This window comes from Chitinophaga varians (genome assembly GCF_014529945.1).
GTDB lineage: Bacteria > Bacteroidota > Bacteroidia > Chitinophagales > Chitinophagaceae > Chitinophaga > Chitinophaga varians.
Map to the genome: position 1 here is coordinate 883534 of NZ_JACVFB010000001.1, position 23748 is coordinate 907281.

Consider the following 23748-nt stretch of genomic DNA (forward strand, 5'->3'; position numbering starts at 1 on the left):
TACAGATATTTACCGGAAACATACCCTTATTCAGAGAACAATGAGAACAGTTATTTTTCTGCTGGCGGCCATCATTTCCTGCTCGTCAGTCAGCGCACAAACCCGTTACAGTGCCTGGGATTCACTGGCGATGACGCCTCCCATGGGATGGAACAGCTGGAACTTTTTTGAGGCCCGGGTAAGCGAACAGGTAATCATAGACATGGCCGACGCGATGGCGGCCAACGGCATGAAAGCGGCCGGCTACCGGTACCTTGTGATAGATGATCACTGGGTGGCAGGACGTGATAAACAGAACAACCTCATTCCTGATCCGGTGCGGTTTCCGCATGGCATCAAATACCTGGCCGACTATGTACACGGCAAAGGACTGAAGCTCGGTATTTATTCAGATGCGGCGATGCTTACCTGTGGCGGTGTGACGGGCAGTTACAATTTCGAGGAACAGGATGCCCGTACTTTCGCGGCATGGGGCGTCGATTTCCTGAAGTATGACTACTGCAACGCGCCGGAAGATGTGTCTACCGCATTCAGTCGTTATGCCCGCATGGGCGATGCCCTGAAGAAGTGCGGCCGCCCTATCGTTTATTCCATCTGCGAATGGGGGCAACGCAAACCCTGGCTATGGGCCAGAGCGGCAGGCGGCCATCTGTGGCGCACCACCTGGGACAGCCGCGACGTGTGGGAGTCGCACGATACCAATCTCACCGGTATTATGGAGATATTCCATCAGCAGGAAAACCTGGCCTCCTTTGCAGGCCCTGGTGGCTGGAATGATCCGGACCTGCTCATGGTAGGCCTTTACGGAAAAGGTGCCTCTTCTTCTGTAGATGGCCGCTTTAAAGGATGCACCGCTACCGAATACCGCACGCATTTTGCGCTGTGGTGCATGCTGGCCGCTCCGCTGATGGTGAACATGGACCTGCAGCATATGACGCCGGAGGTATTGCAGCTGATCACCAACAAACAGTTGCTTGCCATCAACCAGGACGCACTGGGTAAACAGGCGACCACTGTTTTAAAGCGGAACGATCTGCAGGTGTTGCTGAAACCTTTGCAGCACAACGATGTGGCGGTATGTGTATTTAACCGGTCTGCCAACGCGCAGGCCTTTGAGATAGACCTGAAAAAAGAGCTGCATCTGTGGCAACCTTTTGATATCTCAGAAGTATGGAGTGGCAAACCGGTAAAGGCACTGAAAGGGCAGTTAAGCGCCCACGACTGTGTGGTTTATCTCCTGAAAGCAGGGCAAAAATAACATCGGTTAAAGTCAATTTATCTGTTGTCGTGCCTTTACAGAGATGCTACATTTATACCAGTAAGTTTTGACTTCCTGATCAGATTTTTTTGAATGAATGCGAAACGTATAGTGCTGGGGACAGCAGGCCTTGGAGGAGTGTGGGGACGAGTGGATCGTTCGGCCGCTGTCTGCACTATACTGACTGCGCTGGAAAATGGCATTACAGCCATAGACACGGCGCCGGCCTATGGGAACGCCGAAGAGATCGTAGGGGCGGCACTGCAACAGTGGAAAGGCCCTATGCCGGTTATCAGCACCAAAGCCGGCCGGCTGCGGTCATATGCCGCGGATAAAGCATATTACGATTATGCTGCCGCCGGCATTATGAACAGCGTCCATCAGTCGTTAAAAACATTAGGCGTCCCGGCAGTGGATGTTTTGTTCCTGCATGATCCCGAAGCGGTGCCGGAACAGGACGGCGATCAGGTGATCGCTGTGCTGTTGCTCCTGAAGCAGCAGGGACTGGTGAAAAAGATTGGCCTGGGCGGTAACATCCCTTTGTGGATGGAAGCATATATCACAACGGGCGTCTTCGATGTGATCATGGAGTTCAACCGGCTGAATGCCTGTAACATAGCGGCACTCAAAGACCGGCTTCCGCTTTGTCATGCCAGCGGCATCGACTACTATGCTGCAAGTCCGCTCAACATGGGACTGCTGGGGCGGAATTTTCAGGCCTGGCAGCAACATCCGCCACAATGGCTGGGCAACGACAGGATTGCCGTGGCGCAACGTTTGCAGTTGATCGCCACCAAATATCATCTCCCGTTATCAGTGTTGGCTCATCGTTTTTTGCTCACGATTCCCCGTGAGTTCAGCATCGTCATCGGTGCCTCCTGTGTCACCGAGCTGGAAGAGAGCCTGTCGGCTTTCGGCGAAGGCCCGCTCCCGGAGCCAATCTATCAGGAAATACTGGATTGTAATCAGTAAACAGATAACATTGTATACTATTGATCATCAAATTTTCAACATCACCAGCGTACAACTGAGAGAGCTGGAACCTGCCATGGCGGTGACGCCTATTCAGGATGCGACCATGGGCCCTTTTCCGACTTTTGGCCTCGCACTGATCACACTGGAAGATGAAAACGGCTTTATTGGCGAAGCGCCTGTTTACAGCAGTTATATCAATATCCTGGAAAACTGCCTGTTGCCCATCTTGCTGCATAGCCACAATGTTCCCTATCATCAATTGTATCACCAACTGTACTGGTCCATACGGAACGAAGGTTTCAGAGGGCCGGCATCGGCGTTGGTAGGACAGATAGACCTGGCGCTGCATGACCTGGCGGCGCGCCGGGAAGGCGTGCCGTTGCATCGTTTCCTGCATGCTACGCGGGATACGGTAAAAATGTATGGCAGTGGCGGAGGCACCAACTATACGCTGGCCGAACTGGAACAGGAGGTTGCCCGTTTTATGGAAGCGGGGGTGGACTGCTACAAAATGAAAGTAGGCAAAGCATTTGGCACCATGATGGAGGAAGATGCGGCCCGCGTGAAATTTGTACGCAGCCTGCTGGGAAAAGATGTCCGGCTGGCGGTGGATGCCAACCAGATATGGAGCTGTGAGCAGGCATTGCGCTTTGCGGACATGATCGTCACAGCAGAAGTAGCATGGCTGGAAGAGCCGATTCACTCTGCTTCATTTGAACAGATAGGGATATTGTGCGGGAGTACACCGCTCAAAATTTCTTTCGGTGAATCCGAACGTACCTCCCGTTTATTCCCTACATTGGTGAGCATGGGGGTACGACATCTTCAGCCGGTGCCCACGCATCTGGGGGGCGTGAATGAATGGAAGGAAGTCAGGGACCTCGCGGCGAAAAGCGGTGTTGACTTTTCTTCCGGAGGCTATTCACTGTTTACGGCCTCGCTGATGGCCACCGCCGATCTGGCTTGTGAAGTAGAATACCTGTACTCCATTATGTCGGGACTGGAACGTTATTTCAGCGTTTATCCCGAATGGAAGAAGGGATGTTTTGTATTGCCGGATATTGCTGGTTTGCCGGTAAGGGTGGACTGGGAATTTTGCCGGAATGCGAATAAAATTATAAAACAATATTATTGGAACGATCAGAACGTCAGGAAATATTCACCTATTGTATCACTGTGACCTTTAATGCTTGCCTGTGAATATATCGCTTACCGGTGTTGATGGCATTGTGCTGGTGCTGTATATCATCGCTCTTTTTGTATTAGGTTTTTTTCTGGGCAGAAACAGTGAAAAGGACATCTTTTTAGGTGGCCGTTCGCTGCGATGGTGGCAGATCGGGTTCTCTATGTTCAGTGCCAATGCAGGCCCTATGATGCTGATCGGTATGTCGAGCCTGGGCTTTTCTCAGGGAGTGGTGGGGGCCAACTTCGAGTGGCTGGCATGGATATTCCTGTTGCTGCTCGCCATGTTTTTCCTGCCGCGGTACCTGTCGGCCGGTATCAGTACCATTCCGCAATACCTGCTGCATCGGTATGGGAAAGGCGCTTATAATTTCCTCGTTATCTATAGCCTGGTCTCCATCCTGGTGGTATGGCTGGGCAGTGCTTTGTATGCCGGGGGACTGGTGATCTCGCAGGTATTGGGTTGTCCGCTGATGTATGCTGTGGCGCTGATTGCGCTGATTGCCACCAGCTACACGGCTGTGGGCGGTTTCAGGGCGGTAGTCCGCACCGGGATTTTTCAGTCGGTCATCATCATCGTTTCGTCACTGATATTGACCATACTCGCCTTCAACAGCATGATCAAAAGCGGCGCCGCACAACACGAGGTGCCGCGGAATTTCTGGAAGCTGCTGCATGGCGCCGATGACCGGGAATACTCGTGGATGGCCATTCTGGCGGGTTATCCGGTGGTCGCTATTTACTATTGGTGTGCTGATCAGACCATTGTGCAGAAACTGCTGGGGGCAAAAGACCTGCGGGAAGGACAGTATGGTGCGCTGTTTATTGCAGCGCTGAAGATGATCACGCCATTCATTTTCCTGCTGCCGGGTATTATCTGTTTTATTTTATACCGTGATATCACCACGGCCGACAATGCATATATCACGCTGGTACAACAGCTGATGCCGGACGGTTTTCGGGGCCTCTGTTTCGCCGCGCTGATTGCCGCGCTGATAGACACGGTATCGTCCGGACTCAATTCTTTCAGCACCGTATTTACGCTGGACGTGGTGGCGCAGTTCCGAACGATGGATGAAACGCGCCGTCTGCGTACGGGCCGGTGGATGACGGTACTGGCTTCGTTGCTGGCGATCGGCATCGCCGCTATGTTCCAATACTCTGGCAAAGGGCTGTTTGAAATTACGCAGGGCATGGTGTCCATCCTTGCGCCGCCGTTGTCGGTGGTATTTTTGGCGTCCATCTTCTGGAAACGGACGAATAGCCAGGCGGTAGTGACGGTGTTGTACGGGGGCGGGTCGGTGTGTTTGCTGATCGGCGTGTGTTATTTATTGAACTATCCGTATAAAGGCTTCTGGCCTCATTTCCTGTTGTTATCGGTATATCTTTTTATCGGGTTGGCCTTGTTGATCGTGGTCGTATCAGGGCTGACGCCACCATCGCCTGCGGAGGAAGATAAACCGGCGTTTGTCGCCGCGGCGGGAAACCGGCTGTCGCGCAGGGTATGGGCCGGATGGGCAGTGTTGGCGGTTGTTATGTTGATAATTTATTTTTTATTAAAATGATGAACAGAATTGTTTGCCTGTTTTTGCTCGCATGCGCCATGGCATGCAGTAATGGTAAATCCATCAAAACAGAAGAGAAAGTTTTCGTGGTTAATATTGTGCCGCAGGAAGATAAGCTGCAGGAGTACCTGCGTTATCATCAACACATATGGCCCGAGGTGGAAGCTGGTTTCAAAAAAGCAGGATATCAACAGATCACGTTATATCGCTATAAATATTTACTGGTGATGAAGATTGTGGTGCCGGTGGGAGCAGACCTGCAACAGATGGGCAAAACAGCCGAGGCCTACAGCCCGCGCTGTGCGGAGTGGAACCGCCTGATGGGCGGATACCAGGTAGGCGTACCGGGTACGGCGCAGGGAGAAACCTGGGTGGAAGCTACGCCTTTCTATGAATTCAGGAAGGAATAGCTACCGCATGCTCGTTGTACCGTTTGATAAAATCGCGGGGCGATACGCCCTTAATATCCTTGAAATGTTTGTTGAAGTTGGAAATATTGTTATACCCGCTTTCGTAGCAGGCCTCTGCTACGTTGTGATGTCCTTCCAGTAACAGTTTGGCAGCGTGGCCGATCCGTACTTCTTTCACGAAGTCAATCAACGTGCGGTTAGTCTTCCGTTTGAAGAAGCGGCAGAACGCTGCTGCTGACATGGGAATAAGGTCAGCCACATCCTGTAAGGCAATTTCTTCTCTGAAGTTGCTGAATATGTAATCAAATACCTTGTTGATTTTATTGGCTTCCCCAGAATTGTCCACCGCATTGAAATAGGGTGATGACAACACTTCGGCATATTCCGATTGTGCCAGCACATCCAGCAGCTGCAGCATCAGCACGGCACGGGTGAGACCCGACTGCCCAAGCATCTCCTGCATGAGGTTTCTGGCGGTGGTGATGGTGGGACCGGTAAACAGCAGTCCTCTGGAGGCTTTTTCAAAAAGTGTATTGAGCTGCCGGGCTTCCGGTTTCTCCAATAGCTGCCGGCCCAGAAAATCGGGGAAGAAATGAATGACCGTTGCCACCGTTGGCTGAAAAGGATCTACCGGCTGGTAATATTGCCAGCAATGTGGCAGGTAGCTGCCCAGCAATACCAGTTCCGTACCTTCAAAGTCACGGATATGATCGCCAATGAAACGTTTGCCGCTGCAGTTTTCAATCAGCGCGATCTCAAAATTCACATGTGACTTCAAAGCCGTATATCTCCTGATCTCCAGCATTTCTGATCTGATGGTAAATGACTGGTCCGGAGGAAACGTGAAGTTCTCATAAATGTACTGCATAGATATGTGGCATACTCCCGGTGCCAAATTAATAAATTTTAAGTCATGATAGCACTTTGACGGCTGATTTTGTCAAAGCAAAAAAAACATAGGTATTCGTCAAATAACGGGTGGTATAAAGATGACGCATAACGGATTTTTGTGTTGGTAAAATGCCTGATGAACAACGATAATAACATAACGATACAGTCCCTGATCTTCACTTTGACGTGCCTGCTTTGCAGTACGGCTGTGCTGCAGGCGCAGCAACCGGCGGCGGAAACGTTGCTCCGGCAGTTACATGGCTCCCTGCGATATAGCATTTGCCGGTATGATGGCACTTCTCTGCTGGCAGAACAAACATTTCAGGGCGACCGCCTGCAAACAGCCGGCGGCGACTGGCGCCTGCGGATGCGCACCACGCCTTTGGCCGGTGGCGCTGCTGATGTGGAGGTAGAATGCCGGTTGACACAGGGCGCCGTGGCGCAAAGCGCGGTGAAAATATCGTTGGACTTTGGCAGATGGAGCGCGCAGCATTATGTGTTAGTGCCCGCTTCCGTCTACAATGGCAATCGTTATCGTTCCATTGGTGACGGCTACAGTCCCGACTACCCGCGGGATATGTATTACAACCCCGCAACGCCGCTAACGATTTCCAACAATCCGCGCTTATCCGTTGAAACAGGCAAACCTTCCGTGATAGCGCTGCAAACGGGGAATGCGGCCACACCGGCCATCTGTTTTTATTCCCCGCAGGAAAAGAAAGGGTTCGTGTTGCTGACCACACAACAAACCAGGCTGGGTAACAGCGGCCTTGCCATCACAGAAAACAGTGCAAAGGACAGTTGCTCACTGGCCATATCCGCGCCGGCCATGCGACAGCTGGCGCCCGGTTTCGGCGACTTTCATCGCAGCGGCGATCACGCGCCGGACTGGAAAGCCGGTGATGCGGTGACGATGCGTTACCGGATATATGTTTTTGAAGCGGAAAATATTCCTGCCTTGTTGCGCCGATTCATGGCGGTACGCAAAGAACTGAGCGGCCCCAATCAACCGCGGAACATACTGCCCATGAGCAAACTGCTGCAATGCGCAACAGACATTTGCCGGGGGAATTTTATCGAAGTAAAGACAGGCGCTTATTACAGACCGGAGAACAATGATGACTTCCAGCTGGGGTGGGTGAGTGGTATGATCAATACCTATCCCATGCTGGCATTGAATGATGAAAAAGAACGGCAGCGGGTAGCGAGGGAGCTTGATTTTATCACCAGCAAATTACAGGGAGAAAGCGGTTACTTCTACGGTGGTATCACAGCCGACGGCAAGTTGCGCCCGGAGAAAATGCATCCGGATTTTCCGGAATTACAGGCTATGGTGAGAAAGAACGGCGATGCCCTGTTTTGGCTGATGAAACACCTGATGCTGCTGAAAGCGCAGGGATATGCTAAGATGATCAGGCCGCAATGGGAACAGGCCGCCAAACGACTGGCAGCTGCCTTCGCCGCTACCTGGCAACAACACGGCGAATTCGGACAATATATTGCTCCGCGTACCGGAGAAATAGCAGTTTATAATTCCACGGCGGGGGCCATCGTGCCTGCCGGCATGATGCTGGCCTCACGCTATTTTCACGTTACGGCATGGACGAAGATGGCAGAAAATGCGTCCGCCTTTTATTACCACCGCGATGTAGAAAAACAGGGTCTTACCGGCGGTGACTGCGGAGATATTTCACAGGATGCCAACTCAGAATCAGCATTCGGTTTTCTGGAGTCACTGGTAGCCATGTACGATTATTCAGGGGAACGGCACTGGCTGCAAAAGGCAGAGACACAAGCCGCCCTCTGTGCTACATGGGCACTTTCCTATGACCCTGTTTTTCCGTCCGGCAGCGCTATTGGCAAGTTACAAAGCCATATGGCCGGCGCCGTATGGGCCAGCATTCAGAACAAACACGCCGCACCGGGCATCTGCACTTCGTCGGGTGACGCCTTGTTCAAACTCTTCAGGGCTACGGGCAACCACCGGTATGCCGACCTCCTGCGGGATATTCAGCATGCGCACGCGGAAGCCGTGAACATGCCCGGTCACATCACTACCAACAACCTGACCGGTTCCTCTATGGAACGTATCCAGCCCAGCGATGCAGAAGGGAAAGAAAGCATCGGTAATTTTATCAATACGCGCAACTCATGGACGGAAACAGCCGGCATGCTCATGGCGCTGGAAGTACCGGGCATCTACATCAACACCGACAAAAAAGAGGCATACGTTTTTGATCATGTTACCGTCAAAATAATAGCCGCAGAAAAATCTGCTGTGGTGGTGACAGTCACCAATCCAACGACTTACAACGCATCGGTGTCCGTGCTGGCGGAAAACAACCGCCAGGCTGCCGTGCCGCTGCCTTACACCGCATTTATCACATGGCCGCACGTCACCGTGAACGCAGGACAGACAGTAACGGTCCGGGTTACATGGGAAGGAGTGGCGGTGATATAGTGACTTAAACCTCCCGACAATTACAGAATAAAGCAAGAATGTGTGGCCCTCCGGGATTTCCCGGGGGGATTTTTTTGTGATAGAAAAGACGCGGAAAAATGGCCGAAATTATCGACCTCCCTATTGTAAAAAAATGCCGGGGGTAAAAGAACTTATTTCCGGCAAAAAGCACTAAATTGAAACCATCAATACAACCCTTTTTTATTTGTCCGTTACCCTATAGCCATGCAAGCCCCTATCATTTGAAAAATCTGTAAATATGCTTGTCAGCAACAAACATTTTACTCCCGTAATAGGGCTGGATATCCATATCGTCCTGCTGTTGGGATTTCCTGTGCCGCTTCCTCACCCGTATATCGGATTTGTGCTGGACCCGATGGATTATGTACCCTTCATAGGCGCCACCACGAAAATTAATCATGTGCCCCGCGGGAAAAGTGATACCAGTGGTATCATTATTATCCTGTTCCATATTCCGATGGGTGGTCCCTTTCTGCTGGCCCCCATGATCGGGCACGATTCCGTCAATTTTTTCGGTAGCAAAAAGGTGAAGGTGGAAGGCAACCTCATGAGCCCGTCTGGTCATCTGCTGATGACCTGTAACGACATTGGTATTCCCCTGTCACTCACGCCGGGAAAGAAACTGATACCCATCCCCAGCCTGTATTTGCCTACCTCTTTTTCCATTCCCTTGTCTTTCGGAAAGCCGGTCAATGTAGGTGGACCTTTTGTTCCGGACTGGGCAGGCGCTTTACTGAACCTGATCATGTCTTTCGGATTTGGCGCGATGATGAAGGGGCTGAAAAAACTGGGCAAAAAGGCGCTCACCAAATTTAATCATGCGCTGAAAGGTAAAATCGGCAGCAATAAACTAAGCCGCGCACTTTGTAAAAAAGGCTTCGAGCCGGTCGACCTGGTACAGGGCATCGTGATCAATGATGGCGTTGATTTTGAGCTGCCCGGCCCTATCCCGTTGAAGTGGGAGCGTTCCTGGAACAGCGACAGCTCATACGACGGGCCACTGGGCCACGGCGTACATTTCAGCTACGATATGTGGGTGCAGGCTTTTCCCGAAGAAAACGGTACCGTCGTGCTATTGGGAGACGGGCGCAGTGCGGTGTTCGATCTGCTGCCGTATTCCGGCAACAGCGATTATAACCGTCATGAAAGGTTGACGCTGACCCGTTCCGCCACCGATGAATACCTTTTGTCCGATCACCGGCAGGGCCTGTCATTTCATTTCCGCCGCCAGCATCCGCAGGACGAACAGTTCCGCCTATACGCTATCCGTAACGAAGCCGGTTTTATGGTCAGCTTCCATTATAACGGCGCCGGCCGGCTGGTGCGCATCATAGACAGCGCCGGCCGTCACCTGCTGGTGACATTGAATGATGATAACCACATAACCACTGTTACGGCCCGGCATGGCGGCGATCAGTGGCTGTTGGTGCAGTATGATTACAGTGAAGCGGGCGATTTGACAGGGATTGGCGACAGCCTCGACCAGTGGACCCGCATTCAATACCGGGACCATCTGATGACGATGAAAACAGACCGCAACGGACAGGCTTTCTACTGGGGATATGATCACAAAAAACGCTGCGTTCATACCTGGGGCGATGGCGGTATCCTGGAAGGCAGCATAGCCTATCACCCGGAAGATGGCTATAACCTGGTCACCAACGCACAGGGCCATACCACCACCTACTATTATACGCCGGATTTTGTGGTCAACAGGATCAAAGATCCGTTAGGCAATGCCCGTTGCTTCGAGTACACGGAAGACTTTGAGATTTACAGGGAGATCGATGAGGAAGCTAACGTTACCGGATATACGTATGATGAACGGGGTAATTGTACCAGCATCATTCAACCGGATGGCAGCGCCTATACTTTCAATTATGATGAGGAAGACCGGCTGTTGTTGTCCCTCGACCCACAGGGCAACGGACGTACTTATATTTATCACGCCGCCGGCGAATTTGCGGGCTTGCTGCATACCCTGACGGAAGCGGATGGCTCGGTATGCATTTTCCGGTATAATGCGCAAAAACTGCTGCGTAAAATAGAAGATGAACAGGAAAAACAGATCCAATTAGAATATGACGGGGATTATAACCTTGCTGCCATTACCCTGCAGGATGGAGGAAGCGCAGTCTGGGAATATAACAGCAGAGGACAATGCATTTATTCTTCCAACCCGCTGCGTCAGGAACAGTATTTCCAATATGATGCCCTGGGCAGGATCATCGGAATAAGGCAGGCCGACGGAGAGCAGCTCCGCCTGCAATATAACGCTTATGACGACGTACTGGAAGCCAGCGACAGGCATGGCAGCGTACGTTTTGAATATACGGCCATGGGAAGCCTTCGTGCACGGGACGAAAACGGTACCAAAGTACATTTCGTGTATAACAGGGATGAACAGCTCACCGGCGTTGTGAATGAACACGGGGAAATGTTCCGTTTTACACGCAATAGCTGTGGTGACATTATTCAGGAAACGGGTTTCGACGGTATCACCCGCCACTACGAGCGCGATGCCGCCGGCAGGGTCATTAAAGTGCAGCGCCCCGGCAAACGGTGGACCGCATTTGAATACGACTATAACGGCCGGTTAGTACGGGCAGAACATCATGATGGTAGTTGGGAGACCTATTCTTACAACCGCGGCGGCTATCTGGAAGAAGCAGTCAATGAGCACTGTTCCCTCACTTTCCGCCGCGACGCACTGGGCCGCGTCCTGGAAGAACAACAGGATGGCTACCGTGTCAACAGTATTTACGACAGGAACGGTCGCCGCAAAAACCTGCAAAGCAGCCTGGGCGCCAATATTACCGTGCAACGCAGCGCTACCGGTGATGTGACCGGTATACGGGCCGAAGCAGCGGGGCTGTATAACCCCTGGCAGGCCCATATTGAACGGAATATGGTGGGATTGGAAATAGAGCGTACATTGCCCGGTGGCGTGAAAAGCAGTTGGACCTATAATCAGCAGGGGCTCGCGGAAAGCCATCTTGTCAACAGTAACGAACGGCCTGTCCGGAACCGGCACTATCGTTGGGATGCGAGCCAGCAACTGAAAGAAATTGTCAACGGCCTTCAACAGGGCGTGGTGAAGTTCGGCTACGATGACTTCGATCGCCTCGCCTGGGCGCAATATGAAAACGGGCAGTATGATTACCGTCTGCCGGATAAGGCGGGCAACCTGTACCAGACACAGATACGCAAAGACCGTCAATATGGTCCCGGCGGTAAACTCCTCGAATCAGCAACGGCACGCTTCGTCTATGATGAAGAAGGCAATCTGCAAAAGAAAATTACGACAGCTGCCCCTGTTGGTTATGCCCAATGGGAGTACAGCTGGTATGGCAACGGCATGCTTAAAAATGTGACCCGCCCCGACGGAAAAACAGTGTCGTTTAAATACGATGCATTGGGCCGTCGCATAGAAAAACAATATGGCGGCCAGCTCACCCGGTTTGTATGGGATGGTAATGTGCCCCTGCATGAATGGTGTTATCCTGCAACAGAACGGCCACAGACGATCGTCAGTGAAACAGGAGAAATACAACAAAGCCATCCTGAACCTGTGCCCGCGGAAACCCTTGCTACCTGGGTGTTTGAGGAAGATTCATTTATACCGGCAGCGAAACTGCTGAACGGCCGGATGTTCTCCATTATCACAGACCATCTGGGGACCCCTTGTGAAGCTTATGATGAGGCCGGCGAAAAAGTATGGGACTGCGAGTTGGATATTTATGGTAAGGTACGTAAGTTAGCAGGAGAGCAGGGAATGGTCCCATTCAGATACCAGGGACAGTATGAAGACGTGGAAACGGGATTGTACTATAACCGTTACCGTTACTACAGCCCTGAAGAAGGTGTGTACATCAGTCAGGACCCCATAGGGCTCAAAGGAGGTCACAAGTTGTACGGTTACGTCATGAATACGAATGCCTGGGTAGACATATTCGGTTTGGACGGACTGGACGGCCTGATCACCTCGGAAAACCTGAAAACACTGGACCTTACCGGTGATTGGCGCTCGGTAGGATTCGACGGTAATCAGGAAGGCATGCTCTATATTCTGAAAGATGCTGATACCGGAGAATACCTGAAAGTAGGGAAAACAGAAGCCAATACCATGGTGGGAAGGTTCTCCAAATATCAGACAGCAGGGAAAAAGACCAAAAGGAATCTGGTGCTCGATGTGTTAACAATTGACAAGAGCAACGCGCATTCCATTGAGGCGGTGGAAAAACAGGTACGCGCCTACCTGTCAGACCTGGGACATAAACTTCCGTGGGACAATACCCTCGGCCGCCTTGGCAGGCCTGGGCCAGGGGTGCCTTTTACAAGGCTCAACAAAAAGTTGCGACAAGAATATAAATGGGACAGAAAAGGAAACTTCGTGCCTAAATGTCCCGCCTGACATACTATTAAATCAACTAACATGGATAACGCATCAATTAAGTTACCTAAAAGCTTTAGTCATATCAGCGACTGGTTCTGGGACATCATCAGTTACGCCAAAGAAGACAGGGACACCCTGAAGGAGGTGCTGTCCGGCATGGATAAAGATGACATCCTGCGCTTCCAGGAACAGTTTGTGGATGCGGCGGTAGAGCTACAGGACGAACCCTTCACCGATTATATGGAAGAATCGGAAGACGGAATAGAAGATGTCTCCCACTGGATTGTCAGCAAAGGGAAAGCTTTCTATGCCGATATCGTCAAACATCCGGAAAAAACCCCTCATTCGGTAACAGGCAATACAGGCCCCATTTTGTATGGGGTAGCCGATGAAGTTTTTTTAGACAAATTCGGAGAGCCTACCGGTATATATTAAACGAAAAGGCGGGCAGACGTTTCATGTCTGCCCGCCTTTTTATATGGACCCTTCATTAATAACCCTGGTTCTGTTCCAGCACAGCACCGGTATTTTGTGTGATTTCGGTAGACGGTATTGGCCACAGATTGTGATACGGCTCAATCGTCAGCCCCGACTTCGGATTGTATTTCTTGTCACGGTCATAGAGTTTACCTAATCGGGTAAGCGTTACCGCTCTGAATTCCTCCATATACAGCTCTCTCAGGCGTTCGTCCAGAATGTAATCAAGGTTCATTTCTGCGGCAGTGGCAGGTGTGGCGCCGGCCCTGTTCCGCAATATATTCACATCATCCGTGGCTTTCCGGGCATCTCCTTTAGCAAGATAAGCTTCTGCTCTCAGCAGATAAGTTTCTGCCACGCGGGCCATATACTTCTGCATAAACAGGCGGGAAGCGCCGTTCAGCAAAAATCCTCCGAATGGATTGGTGACGTTGGTGAGGATAGACGGACCGGCCACGGACACAAAGTCGCCCGCGGAAGGGGACATCTTCCTGATCACCGGATAAAAATTGCGGATGGTGTCCCTGAAGTCCGCCGGTGCTACTTTGGCTTTATAGCCGTCTTTTACATACCATTTGCCATAGTCCGGAGAGTTGGCAGGCACGCCTGAAATCCGGATATCCCTGACGATGTTGTAGGAGGAGTTGCGGATATCACCGGGCGTCCATATTTCGTAGAAGAAGTGGGAGGTAGGCCGTATCCAGCCGATGCCGTTGGAAGATACGCTGTCCACAAATTTGGCGTTGAACAGGATCGACATTTTTGTTTTGGTGGTGGCTTCTGTAATTCTCACGCCCGTTAAGCTGGGAACAACCGCCCATGCTGTCTGATCGCCCACTGCGGCGGAGTTGTTCAGCGTGCTTTGTATGACCAGCAGCCCTTCGTGGTTGCCGGTGCTGTAGTTCTGGTTGTTGTATTCAAACAGGTCCCTGTACACGTCTCCGGGTAAATTGGCCCTTCTGCCGAAGCGGCTGTTCATCAGGGATATACCGCCGAAGTTAATGACATCAGAAGCGCTGGCAATAGCGCCGTCATAGTCCTTCAGAGAAATCAGCACTTCCGTGAGCACATGTTTGGCGATCTGCTTGTTGACGGTGCCATCCGGTACCTGATTGATGTCTGACAGGATGCCGATGGCCTGCTGCAGGTCTTTTTTACATTGCTGGTATACGGCTTCACGGCTGGCGCGTACGTAGTCGTAACGCGGGCCGGAAAGCTCATTCAGCTCAATGGGCACGCCACCGTACAGGTTGGCCAGTACGTTGTAGGAATAGGCCCTGAAAAACAAGGCCTGTCCCAGAAAACTGTTTTTGTCCGCATCGCTGAGTTGGGTGGATTTTGACAGCTGGCTGATGATCAGGTTGGCATTGGTGATGATTTTATAAAATGCGGTCCACATGTTTCCCGGAATAAAATAAGTGGGCACCATGGTGGCTTTATAGGCGTTTAACTTCGCGGCCGGGTCATAGTCGGTGCCGTTATAGGCGAAGTCGGTAGCGTAATACAACCCGAAATAGGTATCCAGGTTGATGTTGCCCATATAGATGTTCCGGACGCCGTTGTACAGGTTATTAGTGGCCTGTTGAAACTGTATAGACGTTTGCAGCGAATTATCCGGCGTATAGATAGACAGTGGGTCTTCATCCAGAAAACTCTTGCTGCAGGAAGAGAACACCGCGCTGAGGCAAAGGAGGTATATGATGATTGATGGTTTCATGTCTGAAAGTTTACGGTTGAAGCATTAGAATGTCACGTTTACACCGAGGGAATAGTTCTTCATCACGGGGTAGCCGTTCTGGTCGAGACCCATGCCTCCGGGGACCCTCAGCCCGAGCGAAGAGCGCTGGCTGGAAGCAGGATTGGATTCAGGGTCCCATCCGTCCCATTTGGTGATGGTCAGGAGGTTCTGCGCGTTCACATATACGCTGGCCGCTTTCAGTATTTTTAAACGGCTCAGCAGACCTTCCGGTAAAGTGTAGGTGAACGTTACGTCCTGCAGGCGGATGAAGCTTCTGGACACATAAGGGCCGAAGTTTTCGCCCAGTGTGGCCACATAGGCCGCGATGCTTCTGTAGCGGGCATCAGGATTGTTGGGCGTCCAGTAATCGTACACAAAGCCGTTGTTGTTACGGATGTTATCGGGGTTTTGCAACATAATGCCGGGTGCGCCAAGGTATCCGTTTTTACCACCCTGAATGGTGTTGATGAAGAACTTCAGCTGGAATGCTTTGTACTGGAAACTGTTGGAGATGCCCAGGCTGTAGGAGGGGTCCAGTCTGCCTAAGATCTGTTTATCTTCCGGTGTGATCTTACCGTCGCCATTCACGTCTTCCACGCGGTATTGTCCGGCTTTGAATCCCTGTGCAGCGAGGCCGGCAGGGATTTGTTCGCCCAGCTGGTACATGCCGGTGATCTTATAGTCGTATACCACGCCATAAGGCTGACCGATAAAGTAGCTTAATATCGGATCGCTGCCGTTGATCAGGTCATTTTTGGTGCCGTCGATGTCCAGCACTTTATTGCGGTTTCTGAAGAAGTTGGCCGTTACTTCCCATTTGAAGTTTTTGTTGGACACCGGAACGCCGGTGATGTTCACCTCCTGTCCTCTGTTTTGGATTTTGCCGATGTTGATCAGGAAACTGTTGAAGCCGGTGATGGTAGGCGTAGCCCTGGAATTCAACAGGTTGGTGGAATTGGAAAAATACAGGTCCACTGAGCCGAACAGCCGGTTGTCGAAGAAGGAGAAGTCGACGCCGGTGTTGAAGGATTTTGTTGTTTCCCAACGCAGGGCCGAATTAGGCAACTGGCTCAGGTAAGAACCCAGTTGTGCGCCACCGGAGGTACCGTACAAATAGCCGCTGGATAATCCTACGGTCATCTGGGAAAGTGTCTGGTAACGGCCAACGGTCCTGTTACCGGTGGCGCCGTAAGACAATCTCAGTTTCAGGTCGTTGACAACATTGACGGACTTCAGGAAATTCTCTTCTTTCAGGCGCCATGCGAAAGCGAGGGACGGGAAGGTGGCCCATTTGTTGGTGGCGGAGAAGCCGGAAAATCCGTCTCTTCTGACAGTACCGGTCAGGATATATTTTTTATCGAACGAATAGGAGAGCCTGGCCATTTGATACAAGGCTGTTTCCTGCCATGGAAGGATGTCCATGTCGTTGGATACGGTCAGTCGCGCAGGGTCGCCCACGTCCAGCCTGTTGTACGACAGTACACCATTGGTGATGCCGCCGGCGGAAGTGCTGGTGCCATCGTGTTTGTTTTTTTCTGCACCATACAGTAAGGTGAGATCCACACCATGTTTCCCGAAATCCCTTTTGTATGTGAGGATATTATCGATGGTCAGGAAATAGTTGGTCATGTATGTTTTATAGGCGGTGGCTTCTACGTTAGGAGCGTTATAGTTGAACCTGTTCGTATAGATGTAGTTGTTACCGAAATTCACGCGGTAGTTCAGGCCTTTCACATACGGGACGTCTACGCTGACGAAGAAGTTACCGATCATGTTCATGTTGCGGTCCAGGTCTTTTGATCTTCTGAGTACTTCCAGTGCGGTGGGCGTGGTGGTTTGCGCATAGAACTCCAGCATCTGGCCGGTTTTGGGATCGAAGGGCAGGTTGTACGGTTTCAGGAACATGATATCGGAGAAGGTGGGCGACACGCCGCTGTAATCATTGATGGACAACCCTGTTTGTGCGCCTACGGTCAGCCATTCCGCCGGTTTGGCTTCCAGATTGAGCCGGATGCTGTTTCTGCGGTAGTCATCGTTTTTGATGAGGTTCACCTGATCAAAATAACCATAACCTAAATAAAAGCGGACCTTTTTGGACCTGCCGCTTAAACCGATGTTGTGGTTATGTATTCTGGGACGGGAGTTGGTCATTAAATCCCACCAGTTGGCTTCATAACCGTTTTTATAGTTGTCGCCTTCGATGCCGGGCATTTTCGTAGTGGGGTCCCAGTTAGGGTTCATTTTTGTCGGATCGTTCGGATCGCGGCTTTCGTTGAGGTACCAGTCGCCGAGCTTTTGTATGTACTGGGCGCCGGATGCCGGTCTCATTTCCTTTTTGGTCATCTCCTGCATGGAATAGGAGCCGCTGTAATCGACGGTGAGCTTATCGAGGCCACTGGCGCCGCTTTTGGTGGTGATCAGCACCACCCCGTTGGACGCCTGGGAACCATATACCGCGGCAGCACTGGCATCTTTCAACAGGTCAATGCTCGCAATGTCTGACGGGTTGATGGACGTAAGGGAACCTCTGTATATCAGTCCGTCCACTACAATCAGCGGGGAAGTGGTGCCGGAGATGGAGTTCCGGCCGCGAACCATCAGGGTGGGGTCGCTACCGGCTCTGTTCACCTGTCCTACTGTGAGGCCGGGCACCGTACCTCTTAAGGAAGACATGACGTTGGCATTGGGTGATTGTTTCTGCACTTGCAGGTCTGCTTTGGCGACGGCGCCGGTAACGTCCTGTCTTTTTCTGGTACCGTAACCCACCACTACTACGCTGGTCAGTTCACTGACCGTCGAGGTCAGTACCAGCGAGAGTTCGGGGTTCTTTCCCTGCGTGATTTTGTATCCTGCAAATGATTTGGCATCGTAGCCAATCATGCGGGAGCTGAATGTGTAGTTGCCCACGGGCAGATTGGTGAAGACGAATTTGCCGGCGCTGTCGGAGATGGCGACTTTCACCCGGTGACCGTTGGACAACGCTTCCACTGAAGCGCCGGGAAGGGGTGAGCCGCCGGCGTCCTTTACTGTTCCGCTCACCTGGCCGGTGTTTTGTTGTGCATACGTTTGCATAAACATGGCGCAAATGGAGAGCATTGTTGCAATAGTTATTTTTACTATTCCTCCCATAAAACGATTTTTTGAATGATAGATGTTTGGTGATAAAGCAATACTGAATAGTAGCCCGTTGGGCTAGTCCTGTTGCCCTTTTTATTGGTTCAACAGTTTTTTCTTAACGTGTCTGAAATACAAGTGACTATTGGTTTGTTTTGTAGGTCCTGCAATTTTTTCCTAACGTGTTTTGAAACAAGTGACTAATGGTTTACGATTGTTTGGTTGGTTTATGCAAAGGTTTGCATAAACGGTGAAAAAATATTTTGGTAATGGATGGGTGTTGGCCGTTATACGGTAGTTGAAAAATTGTGTTGGTTTACATGACTTTTGATAACTGACTGTTGAGCTGTACGACTTCGTTTTTCCGGGTGGCATAACTCACGGTTTGATCGCCGGCTTTGATATGCAGTTGTCCGCCCAGTTTGGATGTAATAGTGGCGTGTTGCAGTTTTCCGTTTTGCCATTCCATGTTGATCACAAATCCGCCGCGGGCGCACAGGCCGGTCACCCGGCCGGATGCCAGCGCATCAGGCAGGGAAGGCAGCAGGGCGATCTCAAAAGCGCCGTCGCTTTTTCTGTGCTGGCTTTGTACCAGCATCTCTGCGATGGCGGCGGTAGCGCCGAAGTTGCCGTCGATCTGAAAGGGCGGATGATTATCAAACAGGTTAGGCAGGGTCTTTTTAGTGATCAGTCCGGACAGCAGCCGGAAGGCGTGATTACCGTCGTGCAGGCGGTTCCACATATTGATTTTCCAGGCGAGGCTCCAGCCGGTGCCGTCATCGCCACGGCCTTCCAGTGTTTTGCGCGCCGCTGCCGCCAGTTCGGGCGTGCCTTCCATGGTGATCTGATTACCGGGATACAGGCCAAACAGATGCGAGGTATGCCGGTGATGCGGTTCTTGCTCGGGGTAGTCTTCCGCCCATTCCATGATACGGCCGGTAGCGGGACTGATACGCACCGGCGCCAGTCGCCGCAGCGTGGCGGCGCATTGCTCTCTGAAAGCGGCATCGATGCCCAGTGTGGTAGCGGCAGCGATACAATTATTCAGCAGATCATGGATGATTTCTATGTCCATAGTAGCGCCATAGGTAAAGACGGAGCTGGTGCCATCCGGCAGCAGGAACGCATTTTCAGGCGAGTAGGAAGGGTTGGTGACCAGTTTACCGGGACATACCGTGCCGGCGGGCGCTTCCACGAGGAAGTCCAGCATAAACTCGGCCGCGCCTTTCATGAGCGGATAACCGCGTTGTGCAAGGAATTTTTTATCGCCCGTATAGGTGTAATGTTCCCAGAGATGTTGTGCCAGCCATGCTGCGCCCATCGGCCAGATGCCTTGTGGACCGTCAGCGGGCGCGGTAAATCCCCATGCGTCTGTGAGGTGGTGCACTACCCATCCTTTGGCGCCGTATGTCTGCCGTGCCGTGCGGGCGCCGGGTTGGGCCAGCGCCTCTTCCAGATCAAACAGTGGCTGATGCAGTTCACTCAGATTGGTGATTTCTGCCGGCCAGTAGTTCATCTGTACGTTGATATTAGTGTGGTAGTCGGCATTCCATGGCGGCGTCATCTGCCAGGCCCAGAGGCCCTGCAGATTGGCAGGCATATGCCCCGGCCGGGAGCTGGAGATCAGCAGGTAGCGGCCAAACTGGAAATACAAGGCCACCAGGCCGGCATCGGGACTGCCCGTGCGACGGGCATATTCCAGCCGTTCGTCGGTTGGCAGCGCGGCGGCTACGGTGTCGCCTGTATGAAAATCCAGCGTCATCCTGTCGGCATATCTTTTATAGGCCGCTATGTGCGCTGCTTTTAAAGCGCTGTACGTTTTGGCAGTTGCCGCGGCAGCATCATTCCTGGATTGTTGTACCGGGTCAGTATTGACAGTGGTAATGCCTTTGGCCAGATTTTTTAATCCGGGGTAATTGGTGGCGCCTGTTATATATAACGTTACATCGTTGGCATTCTCTACATATAATATTCCGTTCTTTATATATACGCGCCCGCCATGGTTGATGACTTTAGCGCGTGCTGCAAACCTTATCCCGCGGGGTTTGCCGGTGCTGTCTTTGATAGGCAGCCGGCCATCCAGCAGGAGGGCGGTACGATCGGCCGGGTCAGGGATGCATTGCGCATCCTGCTGCCGTTTGAGTGTAAAGCGGAAGTTTATCTTGTCACGCCCGCTCGCGGTAAACCTTACCACGACAGCGTTATCAACGAAGGAAGCAAAACTTTCACGGGTGTATTCCACGCCGTCGCTGGTGTATTTTACGGTTGCCACAGCAGTGGAAACATCGAGGCTGCGATGGTAATTTTCTGCAGTGGTGGTCGGTTGATCGAGCCACAGTTCCCCGAGCGACTGGTACGGTTTGATCCTCTCCGGCACGCCCAGCATGGTTTTGCTGGCAAGTTTTACCGCTTCGTTGTTTTTGTTTTCGAAGAGCAGCCGTCTTACTTCGGGAAGTGCCTTTAAGGCAGCGGGATTATCAGCATCTTTCGGGTATCCGTCCCATAACGTGCTTTCGTTTAGCTGTATCCGTTCGTCTGCCACGCCGCCGAATATCATGGCGCCCATACGGCCGTTGCCTACCGGCAGGGCCTCTTCCCATACACGGGCAGGGCGACGGTACCACAATACATCACCGGCCGGTTTGGTAGCCTGGCTGCTGCATTGCGCTCTGTCTTCCCAACGGGCGGTAATATCGCCGGCTCTTTCAGCCGCAGGCATGATGCCCGTCTGCGCATGCGCAGCAGTAACAGTAAACAGAAAGCCTGTGATCCAGCTATTTTTTCTACACGCGGAACGTATTGGTTGATACATCAATCGGTTGTTTTTTTCAGGGACGTTACCAGAAAATTATAAAATAAATACCATCGTCCATGGCAAATTTCTGCCACCGGTAAAATAATACCAGCAATTGCTCAATTAGTATTCAAATGGGCTGTGGGTGCGAAAAGTAACGGACACATAGTATAAAGATGGTGTTGAAATGACGCTTATTTTCCCGGACGTGATAAATATTTTCTCATAGAAAAAGCCATGTGGTCGTATGGGCTGCGATGTATCAAACAGGACAAACAATCTTGTTGTAACTTGGCTTACGCTCCTGGTTAAACTATCATCATGGAATTTACATACAACAACAGGTTATACTATAATCCTATCGAATTTGTCATGACCCACATCGGAGGCACGTGGAAAATGCCTATTCTCCTGTGTTTGAGAGACGGGCCTGTGCGATACGGTGATCTGAAAACAGCTATTCCACGTATTTCTGACAAAATGTTGATCACCCAGTTAAGGGAGCTGGAAGACAAAAAAATGCTCACCCGGCATATCTATATCGAAAAGCCGCCAAGGGTGGAATATAAGCTTACTGCGCTCGGGCAGAGCGCATTGCCCATGATTGATCAACTGACTGCCTATGGGCTTTTCCTGATGAAAGAAGTCGGTATCGGGAGCAGCGGGGAGTAATATTTCCTTTATATACAAAAAAGTATATAACCATGGCGCTCTGTAGGGGAGTGGCTAGATTTGCGGCAATCAAACAATTTGCTTCAATGACTGATCACCACCGTAAAAAGGAATGGACGTCCATTCCCACATTGCCATGCGCCTCCATCGAGGCAACGCTTTCCTTCTGGGAAATGCTGGGATTTGCGATCACCTACAAACAAACCCGCCCCTATCAGTATGGTGTTGTAGAACGGGGCGGCGCAGCGGTCCATTTTGCGGCTTTAAAAGGAATGGAAACAGACGAGCGTCACTATCATGGCTGTCTCGTAGCGGTGCCGGACGCAGCGGAAGTGTACCGCGAGTTTTCCCAACGAATGAAAACAAAGCTGGGCAGGGTACCTCACGCCGGCCTGCCCCGCATTTCCCGGATGAAGCCCGGCACCACCCGGTTTACCCTGACCGATGTTTCCGGTAATAGCATCATCTTCGTTAGCCTGGGAGAAAAAGACCAGGAAACATGGGAGAAAGCCGACGACGGGCAGCAAAGTCCGCTGCGGCAGGCCATCGCCAGGGCCATCAGGTTCCGGGACTACAAAGAGGATGAAAAAGCGGCGGCGAAGGTGCTGGACGTGGCGCTGAAAAAAGCGGCCGATGAGGATCGGCTGACGATGGCCGAAGCGCTGATCATCCGGATGGACCTGGCCTCGCTGATGGGAGACCGCGATTTTGCCGGGGAGTGCGATATACAGTTAAGCAGACTTGACCTGCCGGAAGAGGAGATAAAACGCCTCAAACAACAACATGGCGCCACGATGTAGGGTGGCCTCCTGAAAGCAGAAACTGTCTTTCTCCTGGAGTGAACAACATCAGCAGCCAACTTCGATGAACCTCCCGGCAATACATCTTTGGACTTTCCGGCAAGCTATTTTATAACTGGTTTGTTCAATTTTGTGGTGTACTAATTCTCTTGACAAATGAGCAAAACCATTCTAATAACAGGGGCCGCCAGCGGGTTCGGAAAAATCGCCGCATTTAAGCTGGCTGAGAAAGGACATAACGTTATCGCCACTACGCAGGTATATCCGCAAATGAGCGACCTGATCCGGGAGGCCGCGGAGAAAGGGATCGAACTCACGGTAGACAAGCTGGATGTGACCAGTTCCCGCGATATCGCCTACATACTCAAAAAATATGACATCGATATTTTAATCAGCAACGCCGGTATTATGGAAGGTGGCCCTATCGCTGAACAGCCATTGGAACTGGTACGCTCCATGTTCGACGTGAACGTTTTCGGTGCCTTGGAACTGGCGCAGGGCTTCATCAAAAAATTCGTCCAACAGAAGAAGGGAAAAATCGTCTTCACCTCCTCCATGGGAGGCTTGTGGACAGTTCCCTACGTGGCGGCCTACTGTGCCTCCAAACATGCGCTGGAGGCCATTGCAGAAGGACTGAAAACGGAACTGGCCCCTTTTAATATTAAAATTGCTACCTGCAATCCCGGTGTTTTCGGGACCGGCTTTAATGACCGGGGCGTGGACTCCATCGCCCGCTGGTACGATCCGGCCGTAAATTTCACCCCGGCAAGCGCATTTGATGGTGTCGCTGACTCCCTCGCACATCAATTAAACCCCGAATCCATGGCAGACGTCATCGTAAATGTGGCGTTGGACGAGGAACCTAACTTTAGAAACGTGCACCCGAAAGAAACAGAAGATTTTGTGAAGCAACTGCAAAGTGATGCCTGGTCAGTAAAAAGTTAGGTGAATGCACAGGCATTTGCCTGTGCATTTCTTTTGATTTCCCATAAAA

15 protein-coding genes are annotated in these 23748 nt (G+C 51.5%); 11 read left to right on the forward strand and 4 right to left on the reverse strand.

What is annotated here, in order from left to right:
• Positions 1-40 precede the first annotated feature (40 nt).
• The 5 genes from ICL55_RS03210 (at position 41) to ICL55_RS03230 (ending at position 5390) form a co-directional block, all read left to right on the forward strand.
• Positions 41-1258 (forward strand): glycoside hydrolase family 27 protein, encoded by a 1218-nt coding sequence (locus ICL55_RS03210; RefSeq protein ID WP_223151281.1) that lies wholly within the window; start codon positions 41-43, stop codon positions 1256-1258.
• A 93-nt stretch (positions 1259-1351) separates the two neighbouring features.
• Complete coding sequence (locus ICL55_RS03215; protein ID WP_188094595.1) at positions 1352-2230, forward strand: aldo/keto reductase; 879 nt, start codon at positions 1352-1354, stop codon at positions 2228-2230.
• 10 nt (positions 2231-2240) lie between these two features.
• Positions 2241-3413 (forward strand): mandelate racemase/muconate lactonizing enzyme family protein, encoded by a 1173-nt coding sequence (locus ICL55_RS03220; RefSeq protein ID WP_188094596.1) that lies wholly within the window; start codon positions 2241-2243, stop codon positions 3411-3413.
• Positions 3414-3429: 16 nt separating this feature from the next.
• Positions 3430-4980: a sodium:solute symporter family transporter gene (locus ICL55_RS03225; RefSeq protein ID WP_188094597.1), complete on the forward strand. Its 1551-nt coding sequence runs from the start codon at positions 3430-3432 to the stop codon at positions 4978-4980.
• Positions 4977-5390, forward strand: a complete 414-nt coding sequence (locus tag ICL55_RS03230) for an L-rhamnose mutarotase (protein ID WP_223151283.1) — start codon at positions 4977-4979, stop codon at positions 5388-5390. Before ICL55_RS03225 ends, ICL55_RS03230 begins: the two co-directional genes overlap by 4 nt.
• Here ICL55_RS03230 and ICL55_RS03235 read toward each other — a convergent pair.
• Positions 5377-6258, reverse strand: coding sequence for an AraC family transcriptional regulator (locus ICL55_RS03235; RefSeq protein WP_188094599.1), 882 nt, complete (start codon positions 6256-6258; stop codon positions 5377-5379). The genes ICL55_RS03230 and ICL55_RS03235 overlap by 14 nt on opposite strands.
• 159 nt (positions 6259-6417) lie before the next feature.
• Here ICL55_RS03235 and ICL55_RS03240 point away from each other — a divergent pair, with 159 nt between their 5' ends.
• The 3 genes from ICL55_RS03240 (at position 6418) to ICL55_RS03250 (ending at position 13594) form a co-directional block, all read left to right on the forward strand.
• A complete protein-coding gene (locus tag ICL55_RS03240) occupies positions 6418-8742 on the forward strand; it encodes a hypothetical protein (RefSeq protein ID WP_188094600.1) in 2325 nt (774 codons plus the stop codon).
• Between the two features lie 259 nt (positions 8743-9001).
• Positions 9002-13177 carry an RHS repeat-associated core domain-containing protein gene (locus ICL55_RS03245; RefSeq protein ID WP_188094601.1) on the forward strand — a complete coding sequence of 1392 codons (4176 nt, stop codon included), beginning with the start codon at positions 9002-9004 and terminating at the stop codon, positions 13175-13177.
• A gap of 21 nt (positions 13178-13198) precedes the next feature.
• Positions 13199-13594, forward strand: coding sequence for a DUF4240 domain-containing protein (locus tag ICL55_RS03250; protein ID WP_188094602.1), 396 nt, complete (start codon positions 13199-13201; stop codon positions 13592-13594).
• A 55-nt stretch (positions 13595-13649) separates the two neighbouring features.
• Here ICL55_RS03250 and ICL55_RS03255 read toward each other — a convergent pair whose 3' ends face one another.
• The 3 genes from ICL55_RS03255 to ICL55_RS03265 all read right to left on the reverse strand — a co-directional run bounded on the left by ICL55_RS03255 (position 13650) and on the right by ICL55_RS03265 (position 21300).
• The gene (locus tag ICL55_RS03255; protein ID WP_188094603.1) at positions 13650-15353 is read right to left on the reverse strand and encodes a RagB/SusD family nutrient uptake outer membrane protein; all 1704 of its coding nucleotides are present in this window, start codon (positions 15351-15353) and stop codon (positions 13650-13652) included.
• A gap of 24 nt (positions 15354-15377) precedes the next feature.
• On the reverse strand, positions 15378-18503 hold the full coding sequence (locus tag ICL55_RS03260; protein ID WP_188094604.1) for a SusC/RagA family TonB-linked outer membrane protein: 3126 nt from the start codon (positions 18501-18503) through the stop codon (positions 15378-15380).
• A gap of 301 nt (positions 18504-18804) precedes the next feature.
• Positions 18805-21300, reverse strand: coding sequence for a glycoside hydrolase family 95 protein (locus tag ICL55_RS03265; RefSeq protein ID WP_188094605.1), 2496 nt, complete (start codon positions 21298-21300; stop codon positions 18805-18807).
• A 303-nt stretch (positions 21301-21603) separates the two neighbouring features.
• On the opposite strand from ICL55_RS03265, the gene ICL55_RS03270 reads away from it, so the two are divergent.
• From ICL55_RS03270 to ICL55_RS03280, 3 genes are all read left to right on the forward strand, one after another.
• Positions 21604-21954: a winged helix-turn-helix transcriptional regulator gene (locus tag ICL55_RS03270; protein WP_223151285.1), complete on the forward strand. Its 351-nt coding sequence runs from the start codon at positions 21604-21606 to the stop codon at positions 21952-21954.
• Positions 21955-22040: 86 nt separating this feature from the next.
• Positions 22041-22754 carry a VOC family protein gene (locus ICL55_RS03275; protein WP_188094606.1) on the forward strand — a complete coding sequence of 238 codons (714 nt, stop codon included), beginning with the start codon at positions 22041-22043 and terminating at the stop codon, positions 22752-22754.
• A gap of 156 nt (positions 22755-22910) precedes the next feature.
• Complete coding sequence (locus ICL55_RS03280) at positions 22911-23699, forward strand: SDR family oxidoreductase (protein ID WP_188094607.1); 789 nt, start codon at positions 22911-22913, stop codon at positions 23697-23699.
• The last annotated feature ends 49 nt before the right edge of the window (positions 23700-23748 follow it).